This is a genomic window from Saccharopolyspora sp. NPDC002376 (genome assembly GCF_053593195.1).
In genome coordinates, this window is record NZ_JBSFBZ010000033.1 from 33,910 (window position 1) to 54,258 (window position 20,349).

At 65.1% G+C, this 20,349-nt stretch carries 17 protein-coding genes and 1 tRNA gene; 8 read left to right on the top strand and 10 right to left on the bottom strand.

From position 1 onward, the window contains the following. Window positions 1–2: 2 nt before the first annotated feature. Window positions 3–758 (bottom strand): histidine utilization repressor, encoded by a 756-nt coding sequence (gene hutC / locus ACWCO2_RS21895; protein ID WP_450129603.1) that lies wholly within the window; start codon window positions 756–758, stop codon window positions 3–5. A gap of 514 nt (window positions 759–1,272) precedes the next feature. Here hutC and ACWCO2_RS21900 point away from each other — a divergent pair. Beyond that, on the top strand, window positions 1,273–2,169 hold the full coding sequence (locus ACWCO2_RS21900; RefSeq protein WP_450129604.1) for a C39 family peptidase: 897 nt from the start codon (window positions 1,273–1,275) through the stop codon (window positions 2,167–2,169). A 71-nt stretch (window positions 2,170–2,240) separates the two neighbouring features. On the opposite strand, the gene ACWCO2_RS21905 is transcribed toward ACWCO2_RS21900, so the two are convergent. Both ACWCO2_RS21905 and ACWCO2_RS21910 read right to left on the bottom strand, forming a co-directional pair. Further along, window positions 2,241–4,133, bottom strand: coding sequence for a DNA/RNA helicase domain-containing protein (locus ACWCO2_RS21905; RefSeq protein WP_450129605.1), 1,893 nt, complete (start codon window positions 4,131–4,133; stop codon window positions 2,241–2,243). A 389-nt stretch (window positions 4,134–4,522) separates the two neighbouring features. Further along, window positions 4,523–4,852: a hypothetical protein gene (locus ACWCO2_RS21910; RefSeq protein ID WP_450129606.1), complete on the bottom strand. Its 330-nt coding sequence runs from the start codon at window positions 4,850–4,852 to the stop codon at window positions 4,523–4,525. Between ACWCO2_RS21910 and ACWCO2_RS21915 the strand changes: the two genes are divergently transcribed. Continuing rightward, window positions 4,836–5,123, top strand: coding sequence for a cytochrome P450 (locus ACWCO2_RS21915; RefSeq protein ID WP_450129607.1), 288 nt, complete (start codon window positions 4,836–4,838; stop codon window positions 5,121–5,123). The genes ACWCO2_RS21910 and ACWCO2_RS21915 overlap by 17 nt on opposite strands. 237 nt (window positions 5,124–5,360) lie before the next feature. Here ACWCO2_RS21915 and ACWCO2_RS21920 read toward each other — a convergent pair whose 3' ends face one another. After that, entirely contained in the window at window positions 5,361–6,326 is a 966-nt protein-coding gene (locus ACWCO2_RS21920) for a tyrosine-type recombinase/integrase (protein ID WP_450129608.1), read from the bottom strand. Between the two features lie 54 nt (window positions 6,327–6,380). Then, window positions 6,381–7,715, bottom strand: a complete 1,335-nt coding sequence (locus ACWCO2_RS21925) for a M20/M25/M40 family metallo-hydrolase (protein WP_450129645.1) — start codon at window positions 7,713–7,715, stop codon at window positions 6,381–6,383. Between the two features lie 138 nt (window positions 7,716–7,853). Here ACWCO2_RS21925 and ACWCO2_RS21930 point away from each other — a divergent pair. From ACWCO2_RS21930 to ACWCO2_RS21940, 3 genes are all read left to right on the top strand, one after another. Continuing rightward, a tRNA-Leu gene (locus ACWCO2_RS21930) sits at window positions 7,854–7,941 on the top strand. A 203-nt stretch (window positions 7,942–8,144) separates the two neighbouring features. After that, window positions 8,145–8,528, top strand: coding sequence for a hypothetical protein (locus ACWCO2_RS21935; protein ID WP_450129609.1), 384 nt, complete (start codon window positions 8,145–8,147; stop codon window positions 8,526–8,528). Next, entirely contained in the window at window positions 8,525–9,589 is a 1,065-nt protein-coding gene (locus ACWCO2_RS21940; protein ID WP_450129610.1) for a tyrosine-type recombinase/integrase, read from the top strand. The genes ACWCO2_RS21935 and ACWCO2_RS21940 overlap by 4 nt, the downstream gene beginning before the upstream one ends. 340 nt (window positions 9,590–9,929) lie before the next feature. Here the strand turns inward: ACWCO2_RS21940 and ACWCO2_RS21945 are convergent, their stop codons facing one another. From ACWCO2_RS21945 to ACWCO2_RS21965, 5 genes are all read right to left on the bottom strand, one after another. Then, the gene (locus ACWCO2_RS21945) at window positions 9,930–10,655 is read right to left on the bottom strand and encodes a hypothetical protein (protein ID WP_450129611.1); all 726 of its coding nucleotides are present in this window, start codon (window positions 10,653–10,655) and stop codon (window positions 9,930–9,932) included. A 47-nt stretch (window positions 10,656–10,702) separates the two neighbouring features. Further along, the gene (locus tag ACWCO2_RS21950; protein ID WP_450129612.1) at window positions 10,703–12,718 is read right to left on the bottom strand and encodes a hypothetical protein; all 2,016 of its coding nucleotides are present in this window, start codon (window positions 12,716–12,718) and stop codon (window positions 10,703–10,705) included. A gap of 3 nt (window positions 12,719–12,721) precedes the next feature. After that, window positions 12,722–13,147 (bottom strand): hypothetical protein, encoded by a 426-nt coding sequence (locus ACWCO2_RS21955; RefSeq protein WP_450129613.1) that lies wholly within the window; start codon window positions 13,145–13,147, stop codon window positions 12,722–12,724. A gap of 231 nt (window positions 13,148–13,378) precedes the next feature. Then, window positions 13,379–14,206: a tyrosine-type recombinase/integrase gene (locus ACWCO2_RS21960; protein ID WP_450129614.1), complete on the bottom strand. Its 828-nt coding sequence runs from the start codon at window positions 14,204–14,206 to the stop codon at window positions 13,379–13,381. 218 nt (window positions 14,207–14,424) lie between these two features. Then, window positions 14,425–14,706: an AbrB/MazE/SpoVT family DNA-binding domain-containing protein gene (locus tag ACWCO2_RS21965; RefSeq protein ID WP_450129615.1), complete on the bottom strand. Its 282-nt coding sequence runs from the start codon at window positions 14,704–14,706 to the stop codon at window positions 14,425–14,427. Between the two features lie 2,558 nt (window positions 14,707–17,264). Between ACWCO2_RS21965 and ACWCO2_RS21970 the strand changes: the two genes are divergently transcribed. The 3 genes from ACWCO2_RS21970 (at window position 17,265) to ACWCO2_RS21980 (ending at window position 19,656) form a co-directional block, all read left to right on the top strand. After that, window positions 17,265–18,158 (top strand): hypothetical protein, encoded by an 894-nt coding sequence (locus tag ACWCO2_RS21970; RefSeq protein WP_450129616.1) that lies wholly within the window; start codon window positions 17,265–17,267, stop codon window positions 18,156–18,158. Window positions 18,159–18,214: 56 nt separating this feature from the next. Further along, entirely contained in the window at window positions 18,215–18,631 is a 417-nt protein-coding gene (locus tag ACWCO2_RS21975; protein ID WP_450129617.1) for a pilin, read from the top strand. 389 nt (window positions 18,632–19,020) lie between these two features. Continuing rightward, window positions 19,021–19,656: a hypothetical protein gene (locus ACWCO2_RS21980; protein ID WP_450129618.1), complete on the top strand. Its 636-nt coding sequence runs from the start codon at window positions 19,021–19,023 to the stop codon at window positions 19,654–19,656. The last annotated feature ends 693 nt before the right edge of the window (window positions 19,657–20,349 follow it).

Sequence of the window (20,349 nt, forward strand, 5' to 3'; positions counted from 1 at the left end):
TCTCAGGTCGCGTCGAAGGTGCCTTCGAGGCGGAACCGCGATCCAGGATGCAACAGCCGCGCAGTGCTGACGAGGCGGCCCTCCGACCACGTGCGCCGGTGGATCAGCAAGCACGGCTCGAACTCCCCGATGCCCAGCCGCGCGCAGTCCTCCGCGCTGCCCAGCACCGCCTCCACGACGTGCTCACCCTTGCCCAGCGGCGCGATCTGCGACAGGTAGCTGTTCGGCGTCTGCACCGAGAAGTCCTGGTCGAGGTAGTCCGGGGCGAGCTCGGGGTTGACGTGGCGGTCCTCGAGCTGGATCGCAACACCGTCCTCGAAGTGCACGACGATCGAGTGGAAGACCGGTCGCCCCTCGGTGATCCCGAACAGGCGATGCATGCGCAGATCGGCAGGTTCCTCCCGCAGCAGCACGACCTCGGTCCGATGTCGGCGCCCGCGCCGCTGGACCTCGTCGGCTATGTTGCGCACCTCGTACAGCGCCGAGCTGCTCTTGCGCTCGGCGACGAATGTCCCCACTCCGGCCAGCCGGACGACGAGACCTTCCACGCTCAGCTCGCGCAGCGCCCGGTTGATGGTCATCCGCGACAGCCCCAAGGCGTTGACCAACTGACTCTCGGAGGGCAGCAACGCCCCCTCGGCCCAGCGCCCGGTGCCGACCTGCTCGATGATCACGTCCTTGAGGCGGCGGTACGCGGGTGCGGACTCGCGGCGGCTCTCGTGGAACAGCGCGGCGACGTCCAACGCATCAATGGTCACCGGTCACCGCCCGCCTCGGAGATCAAAACGTGCTTCCAGTCTATCGGCCGCACCCCACCCGGAAGTGTTCCGGGAGCAGAACGACGCGGGTTCTTCGATCGTTCCGCAACCTTGTGCCCAGGGTCACGACGGCGCTTTGCCGATCTTCGCGGTGCATGATCGCCGGTCAGCCGATCTCGATCCGAGGCTCCACCGGCAGGTCCGGTCGATCTTCACCGGGCAATCGAGTTCGCGCACTCCTCACCAGCGCAAACGGCACCCCCGGCAGACGCGGCGATCAGCTTCGGATCCAGCCGCTGCGGATGGATCCCCTCGATCAACACGATTGGTTACTCAGCGTCGCCGTCAAGGCTTTTTCAGCTAACTGATCAGGTGAATCATTGAAGAGTCGATGACTCTTGGCTACGTTTCTGACGGCTGCGAAATCACGATCCGGTCACGACGCCTCGTCCCCGCGAGGCACTCCCGCCCCCGACGGTGGCCACCGGATCTTCCCCGACGTGGAAGGGCTTACGTGCAGAAGCAGGACAACGCGGGCGGCCACACCCCGAAGGCTTCGGTCCGCGCACTCGTTGACAAGTTCGGCCTGAACGCGAACGGCTCCCGGGCCCGCCGGGTGTCCGCCAAGGTCCTCCCGGTGGTCGTCGCCGGCGGCACCCTCGTGCTGGTCGGCCAGTCGATGGCGACGGGCACAGACCCGGAGCCCACGACCGCCCACATCCGGGCCGTCGACAACGAGATCCCGGCCCAGGCCCAGGCTCCGGCCGCCCTCGCGGCGGAAGCCCCGGCTGTGCCCCCGATCCAGGCTGCTCCCCCGGCTCCGCAAACCCCGCCCGCCCCGGCGGCCCCGGCCCCCGAGGAGCACCCCGCTCCGAAGGAGGCGGTGCCGGTCAGCAAGTCCCTAGACGTGGACTACCAGGCGCAGCAGACCGGTTACTGGTGCGGCCCGACCGCAACGCGCATCGCGCTGTCCAGCAGGACCGACAACCTGCCGGACCAGGGTGCGCTGGCCGCTGAACTCGGCACCACCGAGAACGGCACCGACACCATCCACCAGGTCGTCGACGGGATGAACAAGCAACTGGCCGGCACCGGCACCAGCTACGTGGCCCGCGACTGGAGCGACCGCGCGCTGACCCCGGAGATGACCGACCAGCTGTGGTCGGACGTCGTCCGCAACGTCAACGACGGCAAGGCCATGGTGGCCAACATCGTGGCGGCCCCCGGCAACCAGCCGCCCGGCTACCCGTCGAGCGAGACGATCTACCACTACGTGGCGATCGCCGGCTACGACGCCGAGAACAAGACGGTCCACATCGCCGACCCGGCCCGCTTCAGCGGCATCGAGGACTACTGGCTCAGCCTCGACCAGATGGCATCCCTGATCAAACCCAAGGGCTACACCGCCTAACGCTCCCCCATCCTGAAGGCCCCGCCGAATCCCTGAACTGCTCCCCGGCGGGGCCTTCAGCGCCTCCCAGCTCAGCGCGTCACCTGCTCCAAGAACTCCTGCGTCTCCGCGTCCGGCGAATACACGCAGACCCCGCTCATCCCCCGCGTGAGCAGGACCTTGTAGGTGTTGCGGATGAGCCCGGCGAAGTGCAGGTCGTCGGCCTTGCGAACGGCGGGGTCGTGCGAGTGGCCGCGCCGAGCGACCCACTGCCCGTCCCGGCGCACGAAATCAGGCCCGATGATCACGCCGGCCCAGTCGTACTCGAATCCCTGGGCGGTGTAGATGCACCCGACCTGGCCGAATCCGCGCTCGTCGGAAGCCCAGAAGTAGGACTCGGGCGCGTCCGGGACGCGCTTGTCGGGTTTGGCGTTCCAGGGCCGCTGCCAGTCCTCGATGACGAGGTCGTCGACGAGGCTCTTGCCCTCGGCCGTCTTGACTGGATCGCTCCACGGCCAGCAATAACCCGCGGCGATGCGGGCGGTGCCACCGTGAGCCGACTGCTGAGCCAGCAGCCACGCTTCCATCGCCTGCGGAGAAGCCGCGCTGGTGACGACGAAGTCGTCGTCGACGGGCGAGGCGAGCTGGCTCCACTCCGCGGGTGCGGCCTGCTGGAGTCCCAGAAGCCGCGACACCCAGATGTCGAACGCCTCGGAACCGCCGCAGCGGAACTGGCCGTCCAGGCGCACCACCTCGACTTCGCATCCCCGCGACTTCGCCGAGGTGGTGATCTCCTCCAGTGATCCCATTTCTCCGGGACGCACGATCTGGTTTTCGTCGAGGAGGAACACCGGCACGGACGCGACGTCGATCAGCTCGTCGATCTGGCGTCCGGCGGCGTCGCGGACGTCCTTCTTGGTGTAGCGGTTGACGCTGGTTTCGCGGATGCGGTGGGCTTCGTCGCAGATCAGCACGTCAAGCTCGCGGGGCTCGGAGCTGACGTAGTTGTTGAAGTACTTGAACAGGCCCTGCACCCGGGTGTTCCGGCGTCCCGCGATCTTGCGCAGCGTGCGGGTGAAGGCGCTGGATCCCGTGGCGTGATGCACGGTGCGGCCCTGCCGGGCGAGTTCGCCGACGAGGCTGAGCGCGATGGCGCTCTTACCGGAACCAGGGCCGCCGAGCACGATCACAGCGGTCCGGGCATCAGCGGCGCGAGCCTTGCGCACCGCCTGCATGACCGTCTCGAAAGCGACCCCCTGCTCATCGAGCAGCACGAACTGCTCGCGCTCCTGGATCTCCTTGGCCGCGAGGTTGAGCAGCGGCTTGGACGGAGCATGGTGGAAGTTCAGGAACTCCTCAGCGGCATCCCGCGCGTCGTCGCGGCCGCCGGTCCGATCGAGCACGGACTGCAGGTGATCGACGAGCTTCCCGCGGTCGTCGAGGGTGAACAGCCGACCGTAATCGCTCAGCACATGGTCACGCAGCGCGGCGACGCTGCCGTTGCGCGCGTTGTGCAGGTAGGCGATGCCGTAGACGGACCGGGGCCGCGTGGCGAGCGCGGGAGTCGAGTCGACGAGGTACTCGCAGTAGCGGCGGACCTGTTCGACCGGGTGCAGAACGGGGTTCTCGCCGTAGGCGGAGACGTGGACGAGATCGCCGAGCGCCTCTTCGACCTGGGACCACTGCTTCAACTCGACGAGCACGTAGCTGGGTTCACCAGTTTTGGGGTGCGTTCCGCACAGGACGGCGTCGACCCGCCGTGGGCTGTGCGGGAGCTTGTGCTCCAGGAGCACTTCGACGTGCTCCAACCCGGCATCGGCGAGATCGGCGAGCAGCACCGGAAGGCTCCGCTGCCAGGACCGCACCTCGGAGATTCCCACCCGGGCTTCGAGTTGGAACTTGGCCTGCTCGTTGAGCAGCAGGTGCAACCGATCAGCTTTCGCCTCGTCGAGCAGCTCCGCCGCGCTCCGACGAACCAGCGCCACTTCCAACCCCCACTGGGCACGCGTGATCCACGCGCGGGTGGGGGCAGCGACGAAGTGATGACTTCGGTGCCCGTCGGGCCGCGATCTTCTCGGACAAGGCTAATGGGTCGATCTTCACGCGAGCTGTCCGGGTGGCTGGTGCGATTTCAGCCTTCCTGCCGGTCGAATCCGCAGGTCAGGTGTGTTCTTCAGGTTCCGGACCGAGGGCGTTCAGTCTCTCCTCATCAAACCCATGGGCTACACCGCCTGACGAACAGCACCACGCCTTCACCCCTTGCGCTCTTGTGACGCGTCCAGGGGGAGTTCGGGACCGGGAACGAGGTCATTCCGAGTCGAAGACCGCCATGGTCACCCCGACCACCTACCGCTCTCAGGGGTCGGTGCCGGGTTCAGCGGGATCGGGCAGCCAGGATCACGGCGTCGATCGCCCGGGAGATGCGGTCGGCCGCGTCGTCGGGGTCGGGTTGGCCCGCGTCGAGCCAAGCGATGACGGCTTCGAGGGCGACGGTGGGGACCAGCCTCGCCGCCCAGTCCTGCCACGGCCCTTCCGGGATCGTTCCACTGAGGTGGCGCTCCGCGATCTCGGTGGAAGCGATTCGGATCGAGTCGGTGACGTCGCGGAATTCCGGTTCCCGTGCTGCGTGGTGGAACAGCAGCCGGAACCCGTCAAGGTCCTCGCTCGCGGCGAGCAGCAGCGCGGGGATGCTGGACGGCGTCACCGTGCACACAGGAGACCTCGTCCTGCTCCACCCGGGTGCAGCCAACCGCGACAGGGCAGTCTTCGCCGATCCCGATTCCTTCGACATCGCGCGAGAAGCGGTCGGTCACTTGGCCTTCGGCCACGGCCCGCGGTACTGCATGGGTGCTCCGCTGGCCCGCATCGAACTGCACGCGGTGTTCAGCCGCCTGGTCACCCGCTTCCCCACGATGCGACTGGCCGTCCCGCCCGGCCAGCTGGAGCTGCATCGAAATCCCTCGCAGGTGGGCTGATCGAACTCCCGGTGACCTGGTGAGCGGAACCGGGTGCTCGCCAACACGTGCCGACTTCTCGGGCCATCGGATCCGAGGACACTGAAACCGACGCCCCGGGACGGCAGTCCGAATGGTTCTGAGCCCCGCACTTCCAAAGAAGCTGGTAGGACAGCGCCAACTTCGCACCCTGCCGGTTCGAAACCGACCTGCTCGAACATCAGGACCCTTCACCCGGCTCCGTGCCGAAGGCGCGCCCTATCCGCCGGAGAGTTCGCCGAGGACGTGCAGGGTCCGGTTGGCCCGGACCGACATCCGCTGTTCGCGGGCGGTCACGTCGATGTAGGTCTGGCTGGAGTTGATCGACGAATGCCCGAGCAGCTTGGCGATCTCGGCGGCGTTGGCCCCGTCCTCGGCGAGCCTGGTGGCGAAGGTGTGCCGCAGTGCGTGCACCATCGCGCCTGGCTGCACCCGGTCGGACACCCCGGCCGCCCGCAGCGACTGCCGCACCAAGTACTGCAACCCGCCGCGCTGAAGCCGCTCGCCGCGGTGGTCGACGAACAGCGGCTCGCCGCCGGGCAGCCGCTCACCGAACCGCTCCCGCCGCGATCGCAGGTAGTTCTGGATCAGCACGTCCAGGGAGTCCTCGATCGGAATCGACCGGTTCTTGCCGCCCTTGCCGTGCACGTGCAGCCGCCGATCGCCGCTGCGCCCGGCCAGCGATCCCACGGTCAGCTCGAGCAGCTCCGCCGAGCGCACCCCGGTGCACAGCAGCGTGGCCAGCACCGCGAGATCGCGCTCCGGCCACGGGTTGCGCGCCCGCCGGGCACCCGAGGCGACCGTGCGCAGCAGCCGCTCGGGCGTGTCCTCGCCCTGCAGGGGCTTCGGAGTCGAGGGCGCGTTGCGCGGCTTGGGCACCACCTGCATCGGGTTGCCGGACACCGCACCCTCGACCACCAGGAATCCGAAGAACCCGTTCCACGTCGACCACGCCCGGGTCACCGACGAAGCCGACCGCGCGCCGGCGAACCGGGCGAACGCCGAACGCAGCACGGAGGCGTCGACCCGCTCCACCGGCAACTGGTCTGCGGCGGCACTGGTGAGCTCGACCAGCTCACCAGCCACCGTCTCCAGGTCGCGGCGGTAGGCGCGCAGCGAGTTCGCCGCGAGCTTGCGGGCCTGCAGGTGCTCCAGGTAGATCTCGATCAAGCGCGCCAAGTCCACGCCGCACCTCCCCGATGATCATCTCGGGTAGATGAAACCAGACACCACCGACACTCAGCTGTTGCGGATGAACCGGTCCAGCACCCGCACGCCGAACTTCAGCGCATCCACCGGCACCCGCTCGTCGACGCCGTGGAACAGCGAGCTGAAGTCGAGATCGGCCGGCAGCTTCAGCGGGGCGAACCCGTAGCAGCTCATGCCCAGGCGGCTGAACGACTTGGCGTCGGTGCCCCCGGACATCATGTACGGCAGCGCCTTGGCTCCCGGGTCCTCGGCGATCAGCGACGCGCTCATGGCGTCCACGATCCGCCCCTCGAACTTGGTCTCGACCGGTGGCAACCCGACCCACTCGCGCTCCACGTCGGGGCCGAGCAGCTCGGCCAGCTCCCGGTCGAAGGCCTCCTCTCGGCCCGGCAGGATCCGGCAGTCCACGGCGGCCTCGGCGACCGACGGGATGACGTTGTGCTTGTACCCGGCGGTAAGCATCGTCGGATTGGCGGTGTCGCGCAGCGTGGCACCGACCATCCGCGACAGGTTGCCGAGCTTGGCGACCGCGCCCTCGACGTCGTCGTCCGGGAAGTCCCACCCGGTGATCTCGGTGACGCCGGCGAGGAACTCCTGCACCGAGTCAGTCAGCACCAGCGGGAACCGGTGGTTGCCGAGCTTGGCGACGGCCTCGGAGAGCCTGGTCACGGCGTTGTCGTCGTGCACCATCGACCCGTGCCCGGCCCGCGCCCGAACCCGCAGCTTCAGCCAGCGGATCCCCTTCTCAGCGCTCTGGACCAGATAAGCGCGCACGCCGTCCTTGAGCGTGACGGAGAACCCGCCGACCTCGCTGATGGCCTCGGTGCAGCCTTCGAACAGCTCGGGCCGGTGGTCGACCAGCCACTGCGCCCCGTGGAAGCTCCCCGCCTCCTCGTCGGCGAGGAACGCGAAGACGATGTCGCGGGGCGGAACGATGCCGTCCCGCTTGAACCGCCGCGCGATCGCGAGGCTCATGGCGACCATGTCCTTCATGTCGACCGCACCCCGCCCCCACACGTACCCGTCCTGAACGGTCCCAGAGAAGGGGTGCACGGACCACTCGGCAGGATCGGCGGGCACGACGTCCAGGTGCCCGTGCACCAGCAACCCGCCCCGGCTGGAGTCGGCACCGGGCAGCCGCGCGATGACGTTGCCGCGCCCGGGGTGGTCGCCGGACTCGACGTAGGTGACCTCGTACCCAACCTCGCTGAGCTTGGCCGCCACGAACTCGGCGGCAGCCCGCTCCCCCACGAGCGTCTCAGGATCACCGGTGTTGGTGGTGTCGATGCGGATCAAGTCGCTGGCGAGGCCGACAACTTCCTCCTCCGCCAGCCGCAACCCCGCGTCATGATCAGTACCGGACATACCGCTGTGCTCGCTCACCAGGCATTTCTATCACCCGAGCGGCTTAGAGGGGGGTGCCGTTTCACCCCAGATGACCATGGGCTAATCTATGTACACAACACAGCGGGAACGCCCCACCAAAGAGGGCGAGCCCGAGATGTCCGAGTGGCGGAATGGCAGACGCGCTAGCTTGAGGTGCTAGTGCCCGTTTAAGGGCGTGGGGGTTCAAGTCCCCCCTCGGACACCAGTGGGTGGGATCCCTCCCACAAGAATACGAGTGGTTTTTCAGCCGAGAAGACGGTGTGGCGCAGTGCGCCCGCCGTCTTCTCGTGCTTTCTGACTACCTCTGCTCGGTCGGGGGTGGTGGCCGTGGTTGAGGCGTTTGTGCCCGCCGTCGTACCCCGATCGACGCCCCGGGCCTCGCAGTCGGAGAACAGTGTCCGCAGAGCGATGTCGATCACGCGCTTGGCGGCGTTGCCCGGTGAGACGACCATGCTCTACCGGATCGCCGCCATCGACGAACGAGGACGGGTCGCAGAGCGGTCGGTGATCCATGCCCTCGGCTGGGGCCCGGGTGAGCGGCTGCAGTTCGGCCTGATCTCTAACACGGCGATCGCGGTTCAGCCGGACTCCGGCGGGGTGTTCAGTCTCGCCCGGCGAAGTCACCTCCCGATCCCGGTCACCGCGCGACGGTGGTGCGGCCTGCAGGCAGGTGATCGCGTACTGCTGGCCACGGCGCCCGATCACGGCGTGCTCGTGGTCTACACGATGAGTGCCCTCGACACGATGGTCATGGCGTTCCGTGCCTCCGCGGGCGGAGGTGAGGCGTCATGACCACCGGTGGCGAAGGACGCCCGGGAGCGGCCGAAGTGGAGGCCGCACGGTTGGTGCTGGAGCGGATGGGAGTCACACCGGCGGATCTGCTCGGCGCCGCCGAACGCGGGACGCCGGCGCCGACGTTCGCCGAGTACATCCCGAAGGTGTCGGCGGCGGTCTCCCCAGGCACCCGCCGGGTCTACTCCTCGTACTGGAACCGGATCGAGAAGCACTGGGGGCAGCGGCGACTGGACGAACCCACGGCGCTGGAGATCAAGCAACTGGCCGAGCACATCCGGACCCATGCGCTCACCCGCCGCAACGCCCGCGGCGGCCGCAGCTCCGCAGAGCACCTGATCGCGGCGATGCGCTGCCTCTACAACCACGCCGTCGCCGACGAAATCATCGCCGAGTCGGACAACCCCGCACGCAGGGTCCCCAAACCCCGCCGCCTGCCCAGCACCCGACGAGGCCTGCCCGATTCAGGCCTGGAAGAGATCAACCAGGTCGCGGCCAGCACCGGTAACGACCCGGCATTGGACACCCTCCTGCTGCGACTGCACACCGAGACCGCCTGCCGCCGAGGCGGCGCCCTCTCCTTGAGGCCGCAGGATCTTGACCCGGAGCAATGTCTGATCTCGCTGCTGGAGAAAGGCGACACGGTGCGCTGGCAGCCCGTCTCCCCCACTCTGATGCACCACCTCCAAGCACACGCCGAAGAGCGAGGCGCAGCTGTCGAAGGCGGGCAACTGCTGCGGTACCGCACCGGCCGACCAATCACGCGTCGACGCTACGACCACCTATGGGCTCGCCTCGGCAAACACCTACCGTGGGTGGCCACTCAGCAGATCAGCATCCACTGGCTACGGCATACGACGCTGACCTGGGTGGAACGCAACTTCAGCTACGCGGTCGCCCGGGCCTTCGCCGGCCACACCGACAGCAGCGGAGACACAGGCACGACAACGACCTACGTCCGCGCAAACCTCGAGGAGGTCGCGGCCGCCCTCGCGGCATTCACCGGTGAGCCCCACCCGTTGGCAGCTGGCACGCCCCCGGCCTGGGGAGGCGATGCATGATGCCCGCAAGCGTGGCTACGTGTTGCCCCAGGTCTGCACGACCTGCCCGGACATGGATCGCCTGACACACAACCGGCCGAAGCAAACCATCAGTGGTCTCCTCCGGAAACAGCCGTAGCAGTTCGACTGCTCACTGATCACGCCCCGCTGGATGCCCACTGCCAGCGGGGTGTGATCAGATGCTCTTGGTGGAAAGCACGACCATTCAGCAGAGCCCTAGTAATGATGCCGGCCAACGTACAGGTCGGAGCCGACGTCTTGGTACTCGGCGACTCATCCTTACTGGACCGCAGATCGACCATCACTTTTGCTGATGCAAGGGTTCCCACAGATCGGAGATCTATGTTTCCACCTTCGAACCCTCCTCAACAATCGATTCCCGGATAGAATCGATTCGATCGAACCATTTTGATCCACCAACCAGTCTCGCAGTTTCTCCAATCTTCTCCATGAACAAGGTCTGCTGAACTTTATCGAGATCGGACCAGAACCATGCCGCGAACTCCACCAGCCAATCCGCGGAAGGACGAGATCCCGCAGCGGGCGGCACTGCTGCGATTTCTCGCGCAACCTCCACGAGGTTTTTAATCTGCTCTTTGGTCAGGGATTCAGCGCTCGGCGCTAGACGCAGCCACCAGGCACAGAGCTTGACCGGATCTCGGATAATAGCGGACATCGCGTCCAACCTGGCCCGGTCTCGGCCAAGGCGGGCACGTTCGTTAGCCAAAGCATGGTCCTGCTCGACCGCGCGGGCGCGGTCGGATTTACCCACACGCAGGCGTACCCGAACGAGCCTCCACTGAATTCCAGTATACTGACTAACACTTTGACGAGCACTGAGTTTCGCAACGAGCAGGTCTCGCGCCGAAGCAGGGTCCAGCAGACCGCATTGACGCGTTGTTTCAGCCGCTTGGGTTCGCACCGAAGCACGGATCATCGCCACGACCTCGCGTCGGAATTCAGTCCCAACAGAACCAATTTGCCGACCGGCTTTCCAACTTACAGCGAGAATCGCAGTGAAGCCGAGCCCGCCATGGCTGCTTGGCAATACGGTTTTGAACCGCATGCGGTGTTCAACACTTTCACGCCTGAGTAAAGTCACGGAGATGTCCGCTAGTCGTCCGCCATGTGAGACGGAAGGGCATGATTGTGTTCGACGATGGCTTGGTTCTCAGGTGGCGGATTGCTCCCACCTAGGAACGCGTCGATGGCACGCCTAATGATCCGGAAGTGAGCGGTGTTTCGCCCTGGCCCTGGGCGGCCGGGTGATGCCACCACAGCCTCGAGGGATTTGGTGGCCCTGAGGTGGCGCGTGAGTGCCTCGACGAGCAAGTCTTCGGCTCGTGAGTCGAGCGGACCGTTGTCGATCGCAGAGCCCCAGACTGAAAGACCTTCGACTATATCGTCGCCGACATGGGGCGATGCCCATGCCTGAGTCCAGCAAGCAACAAGCGCTTCACGGAGAGCGGGCTCAGTATCCGCATGTTCGAGCAACTTTTCTGCCAGGTTGACACCTTCTGCCGTGGCGAGGAGATGAATAAATCCTCGTTCCGCCGCAGCGGGCCACCGGAGCATCCACGACTGAATCGCGGTGAGCACGATGCCCGTGGCATTGATGCTTTCGGAGGCCAGCATACGCAAGCTTTCGCCGGCCTCACGAGCGCTGTTCGCATCGGCTGGCGCGTCAAGAATCCATTTCAGGCGAATGAGTGCTCGTTGCGGATGAATGACACCGCCGCGGCACATTTTAGCAACAAGCTGCTGTTGAGAGGACGAAGATGATTTCGCCCAGTCGCGAAGTTCAGCGAGCGTGCTCGATCTCAGGTCGTCTTCCTTCAGCCCAGCTGTAAGAATCGCGAACGCAAGCTCTTGCTGGCGTTTGTTTCCGTTCGACCACTTGCCCGCCGCGTCAAGTACCAACGTACATCCTGCTTCGACAGCCATCGCTACGAGCAATGCGGCGACACGGGTGACGCTCTTCGTGTCCCAGCCAGGTAAGCCGATGACTTTGCCCAGCCAGCTCAGAACCTGTTCTCGCAACGGCGGGAACTCGCGCCAGAAGTGGCGGAGTACGGCGGTCCCGACTCCAGGTCGCACCGCCGTCAGACTCACACGATCCGCGTTGACATTTGCCTCGAGAAGCTCGAGTCGCCTAGTGAACCCAGGAGCTATGAGCGCCCGGAATGGGTCATGCGGTATGCCAATATTCTCTAGCAGCAAATCATAAGCCGAATATACTGCACCGGTCGAGTGTCCTTCGCACACCGCTGCAGCAACCAACAACAACTTGGTGTCGGCAACGGCGTCACGGTCACGTGCTTCCCCAGGCTGCTGGTCAAGGTGCGTGCGCAGGAACGATGGCCACGAAGTGACACGTTCTACTTCCTTGTTCAGTTGTTCGGGCCCGTGGGCCGTAGCTGCGATTCGGGCCAACTCGACTGCCTCGGCCGGCCGCGTCAGTCCGGTGACAGCATCGCTGATCGGCGTCTGCAAAATCGAGCGGCGGCGTGTCTCATCAGTGGTGAGCAGCTGGACATGACGCGAGAGGACTTCACGCGCGTTTGGTCTCCCCAGGCGAAAGGTAGGCGCCACCGCGCCGGAAGGATCAGACCAGAGCTCCTCTGTCACGAGCACCACCAGCCGCGCCTGACGGTGCGTCAAGGTACTGGTTAGAGCAGCAAGCGCCCGGACGAACCCCGGGTTGATCTCCTCGTCTTCGTCGCTTAGGTCGAGAATGTGATCGACACCTTGCGCGAACGCCAAGAGACGTGTGTCAGGTGAGGGCCAGTCGAGCGTGAACTCATGCACCTGACGCACGTTCGTAGACTGCATCCCTGTGCTCAGATCTGCAGAGGTTTTCTGCAGAAGGTGTGTCGCCGCCGTGCGTCTCCCGGTATGGTGCTCGCCTACAAGCACCGCCAGCGGCCCCTGCGTCAACGCTTTCCGTGCTTCATCAAGTTTGTCTACAGGAGCGAACGCTTCGCGAGCCGCATCTAGGTAGTCAGCAGGAACCGGGCTACTGGTGAGCACCAGACCCTGGTAGATGTGCTGGTTTTCAGCGACGTAGAAGTCCCCGGGACCATTATTGATCGCGAGACTACGCAACACGCCCGACTGTGGTTCAACCATGATCTATGACTGTCCCTTGTTAATCGTCTGGTTTGTCGCCTGGTAGAAGTCGCCTGATCCGCTGTTCAACCCGATCTGGACCGGATTCGAAACGGCCTCGCTTGCGACGTGTTCACGAAGGCGTTTGGTGACTTCGATCAACTCGGCCACGATAGCGGGATCCTCTCGAATCAGATCACGCAACTGATCCGACCATTTTCGCTGGAAAGCTTGCGACAACGCGTCACGTACTGGCCCGTCCGCGCCGTTCAGCTGCGCTGAATCCTGCTCGGCGCTCTCGGCGATGCCGCTGACATCGTTGTTTCGCTTACGGCGCCACAAGTTCGCTACCCAGGACACAACCTGTTTCCCGGTCGTAGTCGCCAACGTCTGAACGAACGTCTGTGCGGCGTCATCGACCACGGCGTCCATGTTCACTGGAAGATCCACCTGTTCACTCCCCATGCTGATGACGAGTCCGTATCGAAGCACACCCTCTGGGGATCTTCGGGCGATTCACAGGAATGCGGTTCGAAGATCACCGAGACGGATCAACGAACCCCACGCACCGCGATCGCCCAGAAGTCAGATTCGAGAAATTTCACTGAATCGGAGCAGGCCTACCTCGGAAGGCGATATTCCAGGCACTCGCTCTGGTAACAAAGATGGCCAGTTCCCGCACTACGTAATAGCTGCTAGTGGGTGTTTCTCGTCTGTCAAGGCCGCGAGCGCAGTCGCGACCTCGACGATATCTGCGCGGATGTAGGTGGCGGTCACTCCGGCACTGCTGCTGTCGTTGTGCCCGGCATAAGCTCGGGCGACTGCGTATCCAAAGTTGCGTTCAACCCACGTCAGCGTGGTGTGACGTAGCCAGTGGGTGCTGACCTGTTGAGTCCGTACCCACGCCAAGTGCTTCCGCAATCGTGACCACAGGTAGTCGTAGCGGCGGGACGTAATCGTCCCTCCGCCCCGATATCGCAGCAGCTGCGAGGCGGAATCTCCCACACCACGCTGCTCAACGTGCTCCTGCAGGCAGCCCATCAGGGTAGGCGACACCGGCTGCCACCGCTGCGTGCCTCCCTTTTCCCGCAGCAGGATCAGGCATTGCTCTCGGTCGAGGTCTTCCGGGCGCAACGCAAGCGCACCGCCTCGACGACAGGCCGTCTCCGTATGCAACCGCAGTAGTAGGCAATCCAGTACAGGATCATTCCCGGTCCGCGCAGCTATCTGATTCAGCTCGCGTAGGCGGGAATCGGACAGGGCGTGCCGCGTGCTGGGAAGGCGCCGTGGTTTGGACACCCGGAGTGCTGGATTGTTCTCTTCCCGCATCAACTCGTCAGCCACCGCGTGGTGGTAGATGCAGCGCAGCGCCGAGATCAGATGCTCGGCTGCACTTCGCCCGCCTCGACTGTTTCGCCGGACCATGGCGTGACGTCTGGCCTGCCCGGCCAGGTACTTGACCTCAATCGCCGTTGGCTCATCCAGCCGACGTCCTCCCCAGACGTCCATGATCCGATTCCAGTACGGACCGTATGCGCGTCGGGTCCCGTCCCTGACTGTGTTGGCCACCTTCGGTACGTACTCCGCGAAGGTTGGCAGAGGTTCAGCCCGGGGTGCCTCGGAGAGGAGGTCCGCTGCACTTATTCCCATGCGCGCCAACAACAGCCGCGCCGCCTCGATCTCGGATGCCCCGCAAGGCACCGAACCTGTGTGATTACCCCGGTCCCTCATGATTGATCACGTCTGGCCAGCGTCGTGTGATAGGCGACGACCATGCCATCCAGCACCGACATCGTGTGCACGACCAGTAGCCCCAAATCGGGCGCAGCAGCAAGCAAAACCCGATCGCCTGGGCTCACGCCGCACCATCGGCGCACAGCGAGAGGAAGCTGCAGGTGACCTCTGCGTGTCAGCCTGAATGCCCCGTAGCGGTTACGACGAACGACGACGACGCCTGACGTCATTGCGACGTCGACACGATCGCCGGGAATCCATCCCAGAACTCGCATGAGCGACGACTCCGCCGTTCGACCGCGGTGGTCCACAGCGGCAATCCGGTAATGCATCGACCCGTCTCGAAGCAGGGCCTGTTTTTCCGCGAACGGAAGCGCCCGCGGCTTCTCCCCTCCCCTACCGAGCCTTCGTTTGGTAGGAACTACTGCCCCCACGACCTGGTCAGCGACGGTCTCAGCCTCGACGCTTATCCCGAGTCCTCCGTCCACCCCCGGGACTTGCAGCGGGGCACGGCTACCGCGATTCATCCTGCGAACCCCTCCATCCTCTTCCAGCGCACATGTCGCGCTCGGCGACGCAAGAAGACTTACGACAGTCGACTCGGCGGTCGATCCCTAGACAATGACATCCGAGGCCGCAGGTGGCGACGCCCATCGTTGCCACTCCAGAAAAGGATCGAGCACGATTCCGCCACCCGGACATCCGACACCGTTGTCGCGTTGCCAGATGTCGACTGGGAAAACTGCGCAATACGTATCAGGCAGTGGACTAGTCGAGACCAACCAAACATCTCCAGGATTCCTGCCCGAGCCACGGGGTACGCGCCATGAGTTTTAACGTGCTAAGAATCGCGTCCACGAGCACCGAATTTCGGTCAATCCAGCTCGTCGGTGCCGTGATCACACAAGGCCCATGGCGGAGAGGCGAGGCAATCACGCAATCACGCAATCAACCGGACTTGCTTGAAATTACTTCATCAGCTGAGGTGCGTCTACAACGGTCAGTTCGGTAGTCCCATCGCGATAGTATTGATTTGTCACGAGATACCTTGTTCACGAGCATCTTCACAAGACGCGTTCATCGGAAGCTAAAAAACCAGAACATCAAGATGAGCCGCAAACACGGTCGGCTGACCGTGAATGTCCGTGTTTTCGAGGCTCTCGTCGGCGCGGGTAGCGATTTTTGGGCTTACCAGGTTTCGGCGATGGGACAGCCTCCATCGCTGATTCCCACCGCGGTTGGGGTGGTGAGTCCGACGGCGTGGCGGTCGGCGCGGACTGCCTTCGTGAGGACCAGGCCCGGCCCAGGATTGGGGGCACAGACGGTGTCTCCGGGGGCAGTGTGGGTAGTGATGATGCGCTGTTCGATGGCCGGGATCAGGGCAGTGTCGGCACCGGTGGTTCCGACATGTCGGTCGGCGATTTGCTGGCGCGGACTGGTGTGGCCGGTGTTCCAGACGCTGCCGCGGTGTAGGGAGGCCCTAGGCATGGCCGGCATCTGGCTGCGGGATCGGGCGACGGAACATGTGGGCGGTCGTGTGGATACAGCGGTGGCTGCGAAGGGCGATCTCCCGGCGGCCAGGTGCGGTCGGAGGCCGCGGCGTGGGCGGGAATCGGTGCGCCAGGACCAGCCGGTCGATCCAGATCAATCCGGCCTGCGCTGCGCAGTGCTCCAGGGACCACGAATGGGTGCCGCTTTCGTTGCATTGATCGCTGCTGAGTGTGAGGACGACGACGGTGCCGTGAGGGGCCAGATCAAGCGTCCAGTCCGCCAGTGCGCACGGCTTGATAGGTGCGTTCGACCACCCGGCAATGATCAAGTGGAAGCCGTCCGAGCCAAGCTGGGAGGGATTGTCGCGGCGTGGTCGGTCAGCCGGCTTCGCGTCCGGTTCGATCGAGTGCGCTAGGTGGGGTCCGCACCCGGACTCGGACCGTGAGGCGAGAGGTGACCACTCGTCGACGGTGTCTCGCTCATGACGGCGCCGGTGTGGATGGTCCGGGGTTGTGGTCGCGCCGCGGCCGAGTCGCAGAACGGACTCCACAAGTTTGTCTCGGCGTTGCCCGCTAGCCGGGATCGGCTCATCGGGGCTGGCGAGCAGGATCCGGTCTCCCGGGGCGCTGTAGGTCGTCGTGATCAGCGAGACCGCAGCGATGACGACTTCATCTGCTCCCGCTTCGAGGTCGGCGAGACACGGCTGTACCCAGGCCGGAACCGAAGATCCGGAGTGGTGACGGGATGCCTCGCACGCCGTGGCGTTCGGCTCGCTCAGGCCACCGGTCTCCTCGGGGTGACGAGGCGGTGTTTCTGGGATCGGGAAGTCAGGCATCGAGTGCTCCGTTGGTCGTCTGGGGTGTGCCGCGAGCACTTCTGAAGTCCGCGAAACCTGCCCTGATCGGTCGGCCCGGTTCGCAGAAACTTCTCTCCTTCGCCCACGCTCGATGGGCCCCTGTGTCACAGATGCAGTCGGGCTCCCGATCTCCGTGCCGATGTCCGAGCGAGGAATTCAAGATCGGATACGAAAGACGAACGAGCTGCGTCGCACCCGACGGCATACCGGTTCAAGGTCGCCCCAGAACTTCCTCAAGATTTTTACTCTTGTTCCTGCCGCTCTCCCCGCGAGGCGACAGCACGGGAACAGCATTTGACTAAAACCGCAGTACACGGGCCTGTTCGTGCTCACATCGCGATCTTGTTCATCGTCGGACGGTGATCTTCTTGTCCAAGGACAAGGAGATCGTTTTAGCGTTCTCGTAGTACGCATCCGTGCGTTGCATTGTTTCGTGCCTGGCTTTCTCGACGGCGTCATGGACCGCCGTTCGAGAGGAGCCGCGACATGGTTTCCCCTTCTAGTTCTGAGCGCACAACGTGGCCGGGCAATCCGCTGGATGCCGCGCGGGAGGCATTCGGGTGGCTGACTGTGGGCGATCACCCGGTGGCTGTGGACGGGCGCTTGTTCGATCACCTGCCCTCGCGTGAGATCCCGGTCGATGAACTGCGGGATCTGCTGCTGGCCCAGGGGTGCCCGCGGCGGGTGTGGGATCAGGTGTGGGCGCATGTGATCGGTCGCTCCCGGATCGAGGGCGGCACGTGGACCGTTGTCGCGGTCGGGTTGGCGCTGCCGATGTTGACCTTGCTGGCTGTCCGGATGACTGAACGTTGGGCCGACGATCCGGCCGACATCCACGCCGAGATCCTCCGCGGCTTTCTCGAAGCACTGCACACGGTGGATCTTGCTGCCGGTCGGATTACGATCCGGCTCCGGTGGGCTGCCTACCGTGCTGGACACCGGGCAGTGAACGCCGCGCTGGACGGACCGACGCCGAAGCCGTTGGGGTTTCACTCCAGCGAGCCCAGGTCCGCCGCTGGGCACCCGGATCTGGTCCTGGCCCGCGCCGTCGAGGCCGGGGTCCTGACGCGGACCGAGGCCGAGCTCATTGGTGCCACCCGGTTGGAAGGCGTCGAGTTGGCCGACTGGCCGCATCACCCGGAGCTGACCTACGAGGGGCTGCGCAGCATCCGTCGCCGGGCCGAAGCCCGACTCGTTTCCTGGCTCGCCGAGTCCAGCACCGGCCCGTGCGACGGCGATCCGACCGGCGAGATCGCCACCACCCGGCTCTCGCCCATCCAGAGGACACCCGCGGTGAATCGGTCACATCCCGTTGCCGGAGAACCTGGCCGACCGGTGACCGATGAACGTCCGGATTCCGGACTTCAGAGCTGCGGCTGACCCCTGCCCGAGCCGGGCTCCTCGTGCCCGCTGATTCCACCTGGAGGTAGGCGCTCATGCTCACCCGTCACCCTCGTCCTTGCTCGTCGCCCCGGCTGGAGCGCACGCCGACCGCGCCAGCACACCGTCACCGGAGGTGGAGCAGGGCGCTGCTGGCCGCCCTGCTCGCCGTGGTGCTCGGTTTGCTGGCCGCTGATTCGACGGCGGCGGCTACCGGTGTCCTGGCTCAGGCTCCCGGGCCGTCGATCACCGATGTCCTCAACAACGCCCGGAACTGGATCATGGGCATTCTCGCGGTGCTCGCCACCTTGCTGTTCACCATCGGTGGGCTCCGCTACCTGATGGCCGGCGGTAGCGCGGGCGAGGTGGAGAAGGCCAAGCAGGCGTTCAAGAGCGCCGGGATCGGCTACGCGCTGGTGGTGCTTGCGCCGGTGGTGGTTGAGATCCTCAAATCGATCCTGGCCCAGCCATGATGCAGCCCTCGTGGTCCTGGATCTCGCGTGCCGCGGTGCGCGGTGCAGTCCTCGCCGGGCTCGTGGTGTTGGTGGGTCTGGCCGGGCTCGGAGCCACCGGCACAGTCTGGGCGCAACCGACACCGGTGCCCGCACCGCCATCGGGCGAGCTTCCACCGCTGCCGCTTCCAGTGCCGCCTGCATCGGGTTGTGCTCCCGGCGAGCCGCAGTCCCCGGCGTGCCTACTACCGACATCCCCACCCAGCAGCCCCACCCCGCCGCCTTCCACTTCGGAACCCGAGACCCCATCCGAGGCCTCCGGGACGTCGTGGATCGCGGATTTCCTCACCGGGTGGATTCGTGACTTCTTCGCCGATGTCGCGCGTTCGGCTCTCGAGGGAGTGCTGGGCATGCTGGCGGATTCCCTGCTGTCCACCCCGCAGTTCGATGAGCTTCCCGTCATGGGCCAGTTGTGGAATAGCTCCCGCAACATCATGATCGCCGCGTATGCGTTGGTGACCACCATCGCCGGAATCGTGGTCCTGTTCTACCAAACACTGCAGACACGGAGTTCCATCAAGGAGATCCTGCCACGACTGGTGGTCGGCTTCGCGGCTTCGAACCTGTCGCTGTTTCTGGGCGGGAAAGCCATCGAATTCGCCAACGCCTTGTCCGGGGCTTTCCTCGGTGACCAGGTCGGGATGGAGGAAGCATCCCACGTATTCGTGGATACCCTGCTCGGTGAGGCGCCCGGCGACGATTCCCATCCCTACGGCGAGCTCTACGTGGTGTTCACCATTCTGGCCGTCGTGGTCATGGTGATCGCGGTCCTGTTGACCTACGTGGTCCGGATTGCGCTGACCGTCATCCTGCTCGCCGCGGCGCCGCTGGTGTTGATGTGCCACGCGTTGCCGCAGACCGAGGCTATTGCTTTTTGGTGGTGGCGCGTCTTCGGAGCGGTCCTCGTCGTCCAGGTCGCACAGTCGCTCACGTTCATCGCCGCCCTGAAAATATTCTTCCTCCCAGGCGGAATCACCCTCTTCTAACCCCTTTCGCATCGCCCATCTCGCATCAAAAACAAGGGGATGTCTTGATTCCTTTTCTCACCGCGCTCGCCTTGTGCTACATCCTCGTCAAAATCCCATCCTGGGTCGTCGGAGCCGCCCGCGGAGGCGGCGGCCGATCCTTCCTCGGAGGACTCCTGCGCGGATTCCTCGCCTACAAGACCTTCGGGCTGCTCCGGGGACGCCTCGGTCCCCCGGCCGCAAAGGCCAGACAGAAAGTCGCGGCGGACCCGTACGAGTCGCCGAAAGCGACCTCTGCTGGGCAGTACATGCTGCCGTTGAACGTGGCCCGCCAACGGCGCAGCTCGCCATCGCGACCACAGAATGCGTCGAAACCGAAGGCCACGCAGCAGCGCCGCGCCGACAGGGGGCAGCAGCTCAAACTTCCGCTCGATGGGGAATGGCCAGAGAACAAGCCCCGGCTGGATCGCGATGGCCAATACCGACTGCCACTGAACGTGCAACCCCAACCCGCCCCGAAACGCCCCGGACCATCGCCGGAGCAGCCAACCCGGCGACCGAGAACTCAGCAGTTGCGTCTCCCGGCCGATGGGCAGTGGCCGGAAAACCGGCCCGTGCGTGGCCGGGACGGTCAATACCGCCTGCCCTTTGACGTCCAGCGGGTCCAGCGGCCTGCGACTCCCGTGCCGCCGAGCCCGCTGGCTCCGCCCCGGT

What these genes read in the sequence shown, in the direction of transcription:
- ACWCO2_RS21915 (WP_450129607.1), top strand. Translation starts at nt 4,836, where the DNA reads ATGCTGGACGGCGTCACCGTGCACACAGGAGACCTCGTCCTGCTCCAC.
- ACWCO2_RS21925 (WP_450129645.1), bottom strand. Translation starts at nt 7,715, where the DNA reads ATGTCCGGTACTGATCATGACGCGGGGTTGCGGCTGGCGGAGGAGGAA.
- ACWCO2_RS21935 (WP_450129609.1), top strand. Translation starts at nt 8,145, where the DNA reads ATGTCGATCACGCGCTTGGCGGCGTTGCCCGGTGAGACGACCATGCTC.
- ACWCO2_RS21940 (WP_450129610.1), top strand. Translation starts at nt 8,525, where the DNA reads ATGACCACCGGTGGCGAAGGACGCCCGGGAGCGGCCGAAGTGGAGGCC.
- ACWCO2_RS21945 (WP_450129611.1), bottom strand. Translation starts at nt 10,655, where the DNA reads ATGCGGTTCAAAACCGTATTGCCAAGCAGCCATGGCGGGCTCGGCTTC.
- ACWCO2_RS21950 (WP_450129612.1), bottom strand. Translation starts at nt 12,718, where the DNA reads ATGGTTGAACCACAGTCGGGCGTGTTGCGTAGTCTCGCGATCAATAAT.
- ACWCO2_RS21960 (WP_450129614.1), bottom strand. Translation starts at nt 14,206, where the DNA reads ATGGACGTCTGGGGAGGACGTCGGCTGGATGAGCCAACGGCGATTGAG.
- ACWCO2_RS21965 (WP_450129615.1), bottom strand. Translation starts at nt 14,706, where the DNA reads ATGCGAGTTCTGGGATGGATTCCCGGCGATCGTGTCGACGTCGCAATG.
- ACWCO2_RS21970 (WP_450129616.1), top strand. Translation starts at nt 17,265, where the DNA reads ATGGTTTCCCCTTCTAGTTCTGAGCGCACAACGTGGCCGGGCAATCCG.
- ACWCO2_RS21975 (WP_450129617.1), top strand. Translation starts at nt 18,215, where the DNA reads ATGCTCACCCGTCACCCTCGTCCTTGCTCGTCGCCCCGGCTGGAGCGC.
- ACWCO2_RS21980 (WP_450129618.1), top strand. Translation starts at nt 19,021, where the DNA reads ATGCTGGCGGATTCCCTGCTGTCCACCCCGCAGTTCGATGAGCTTCCC.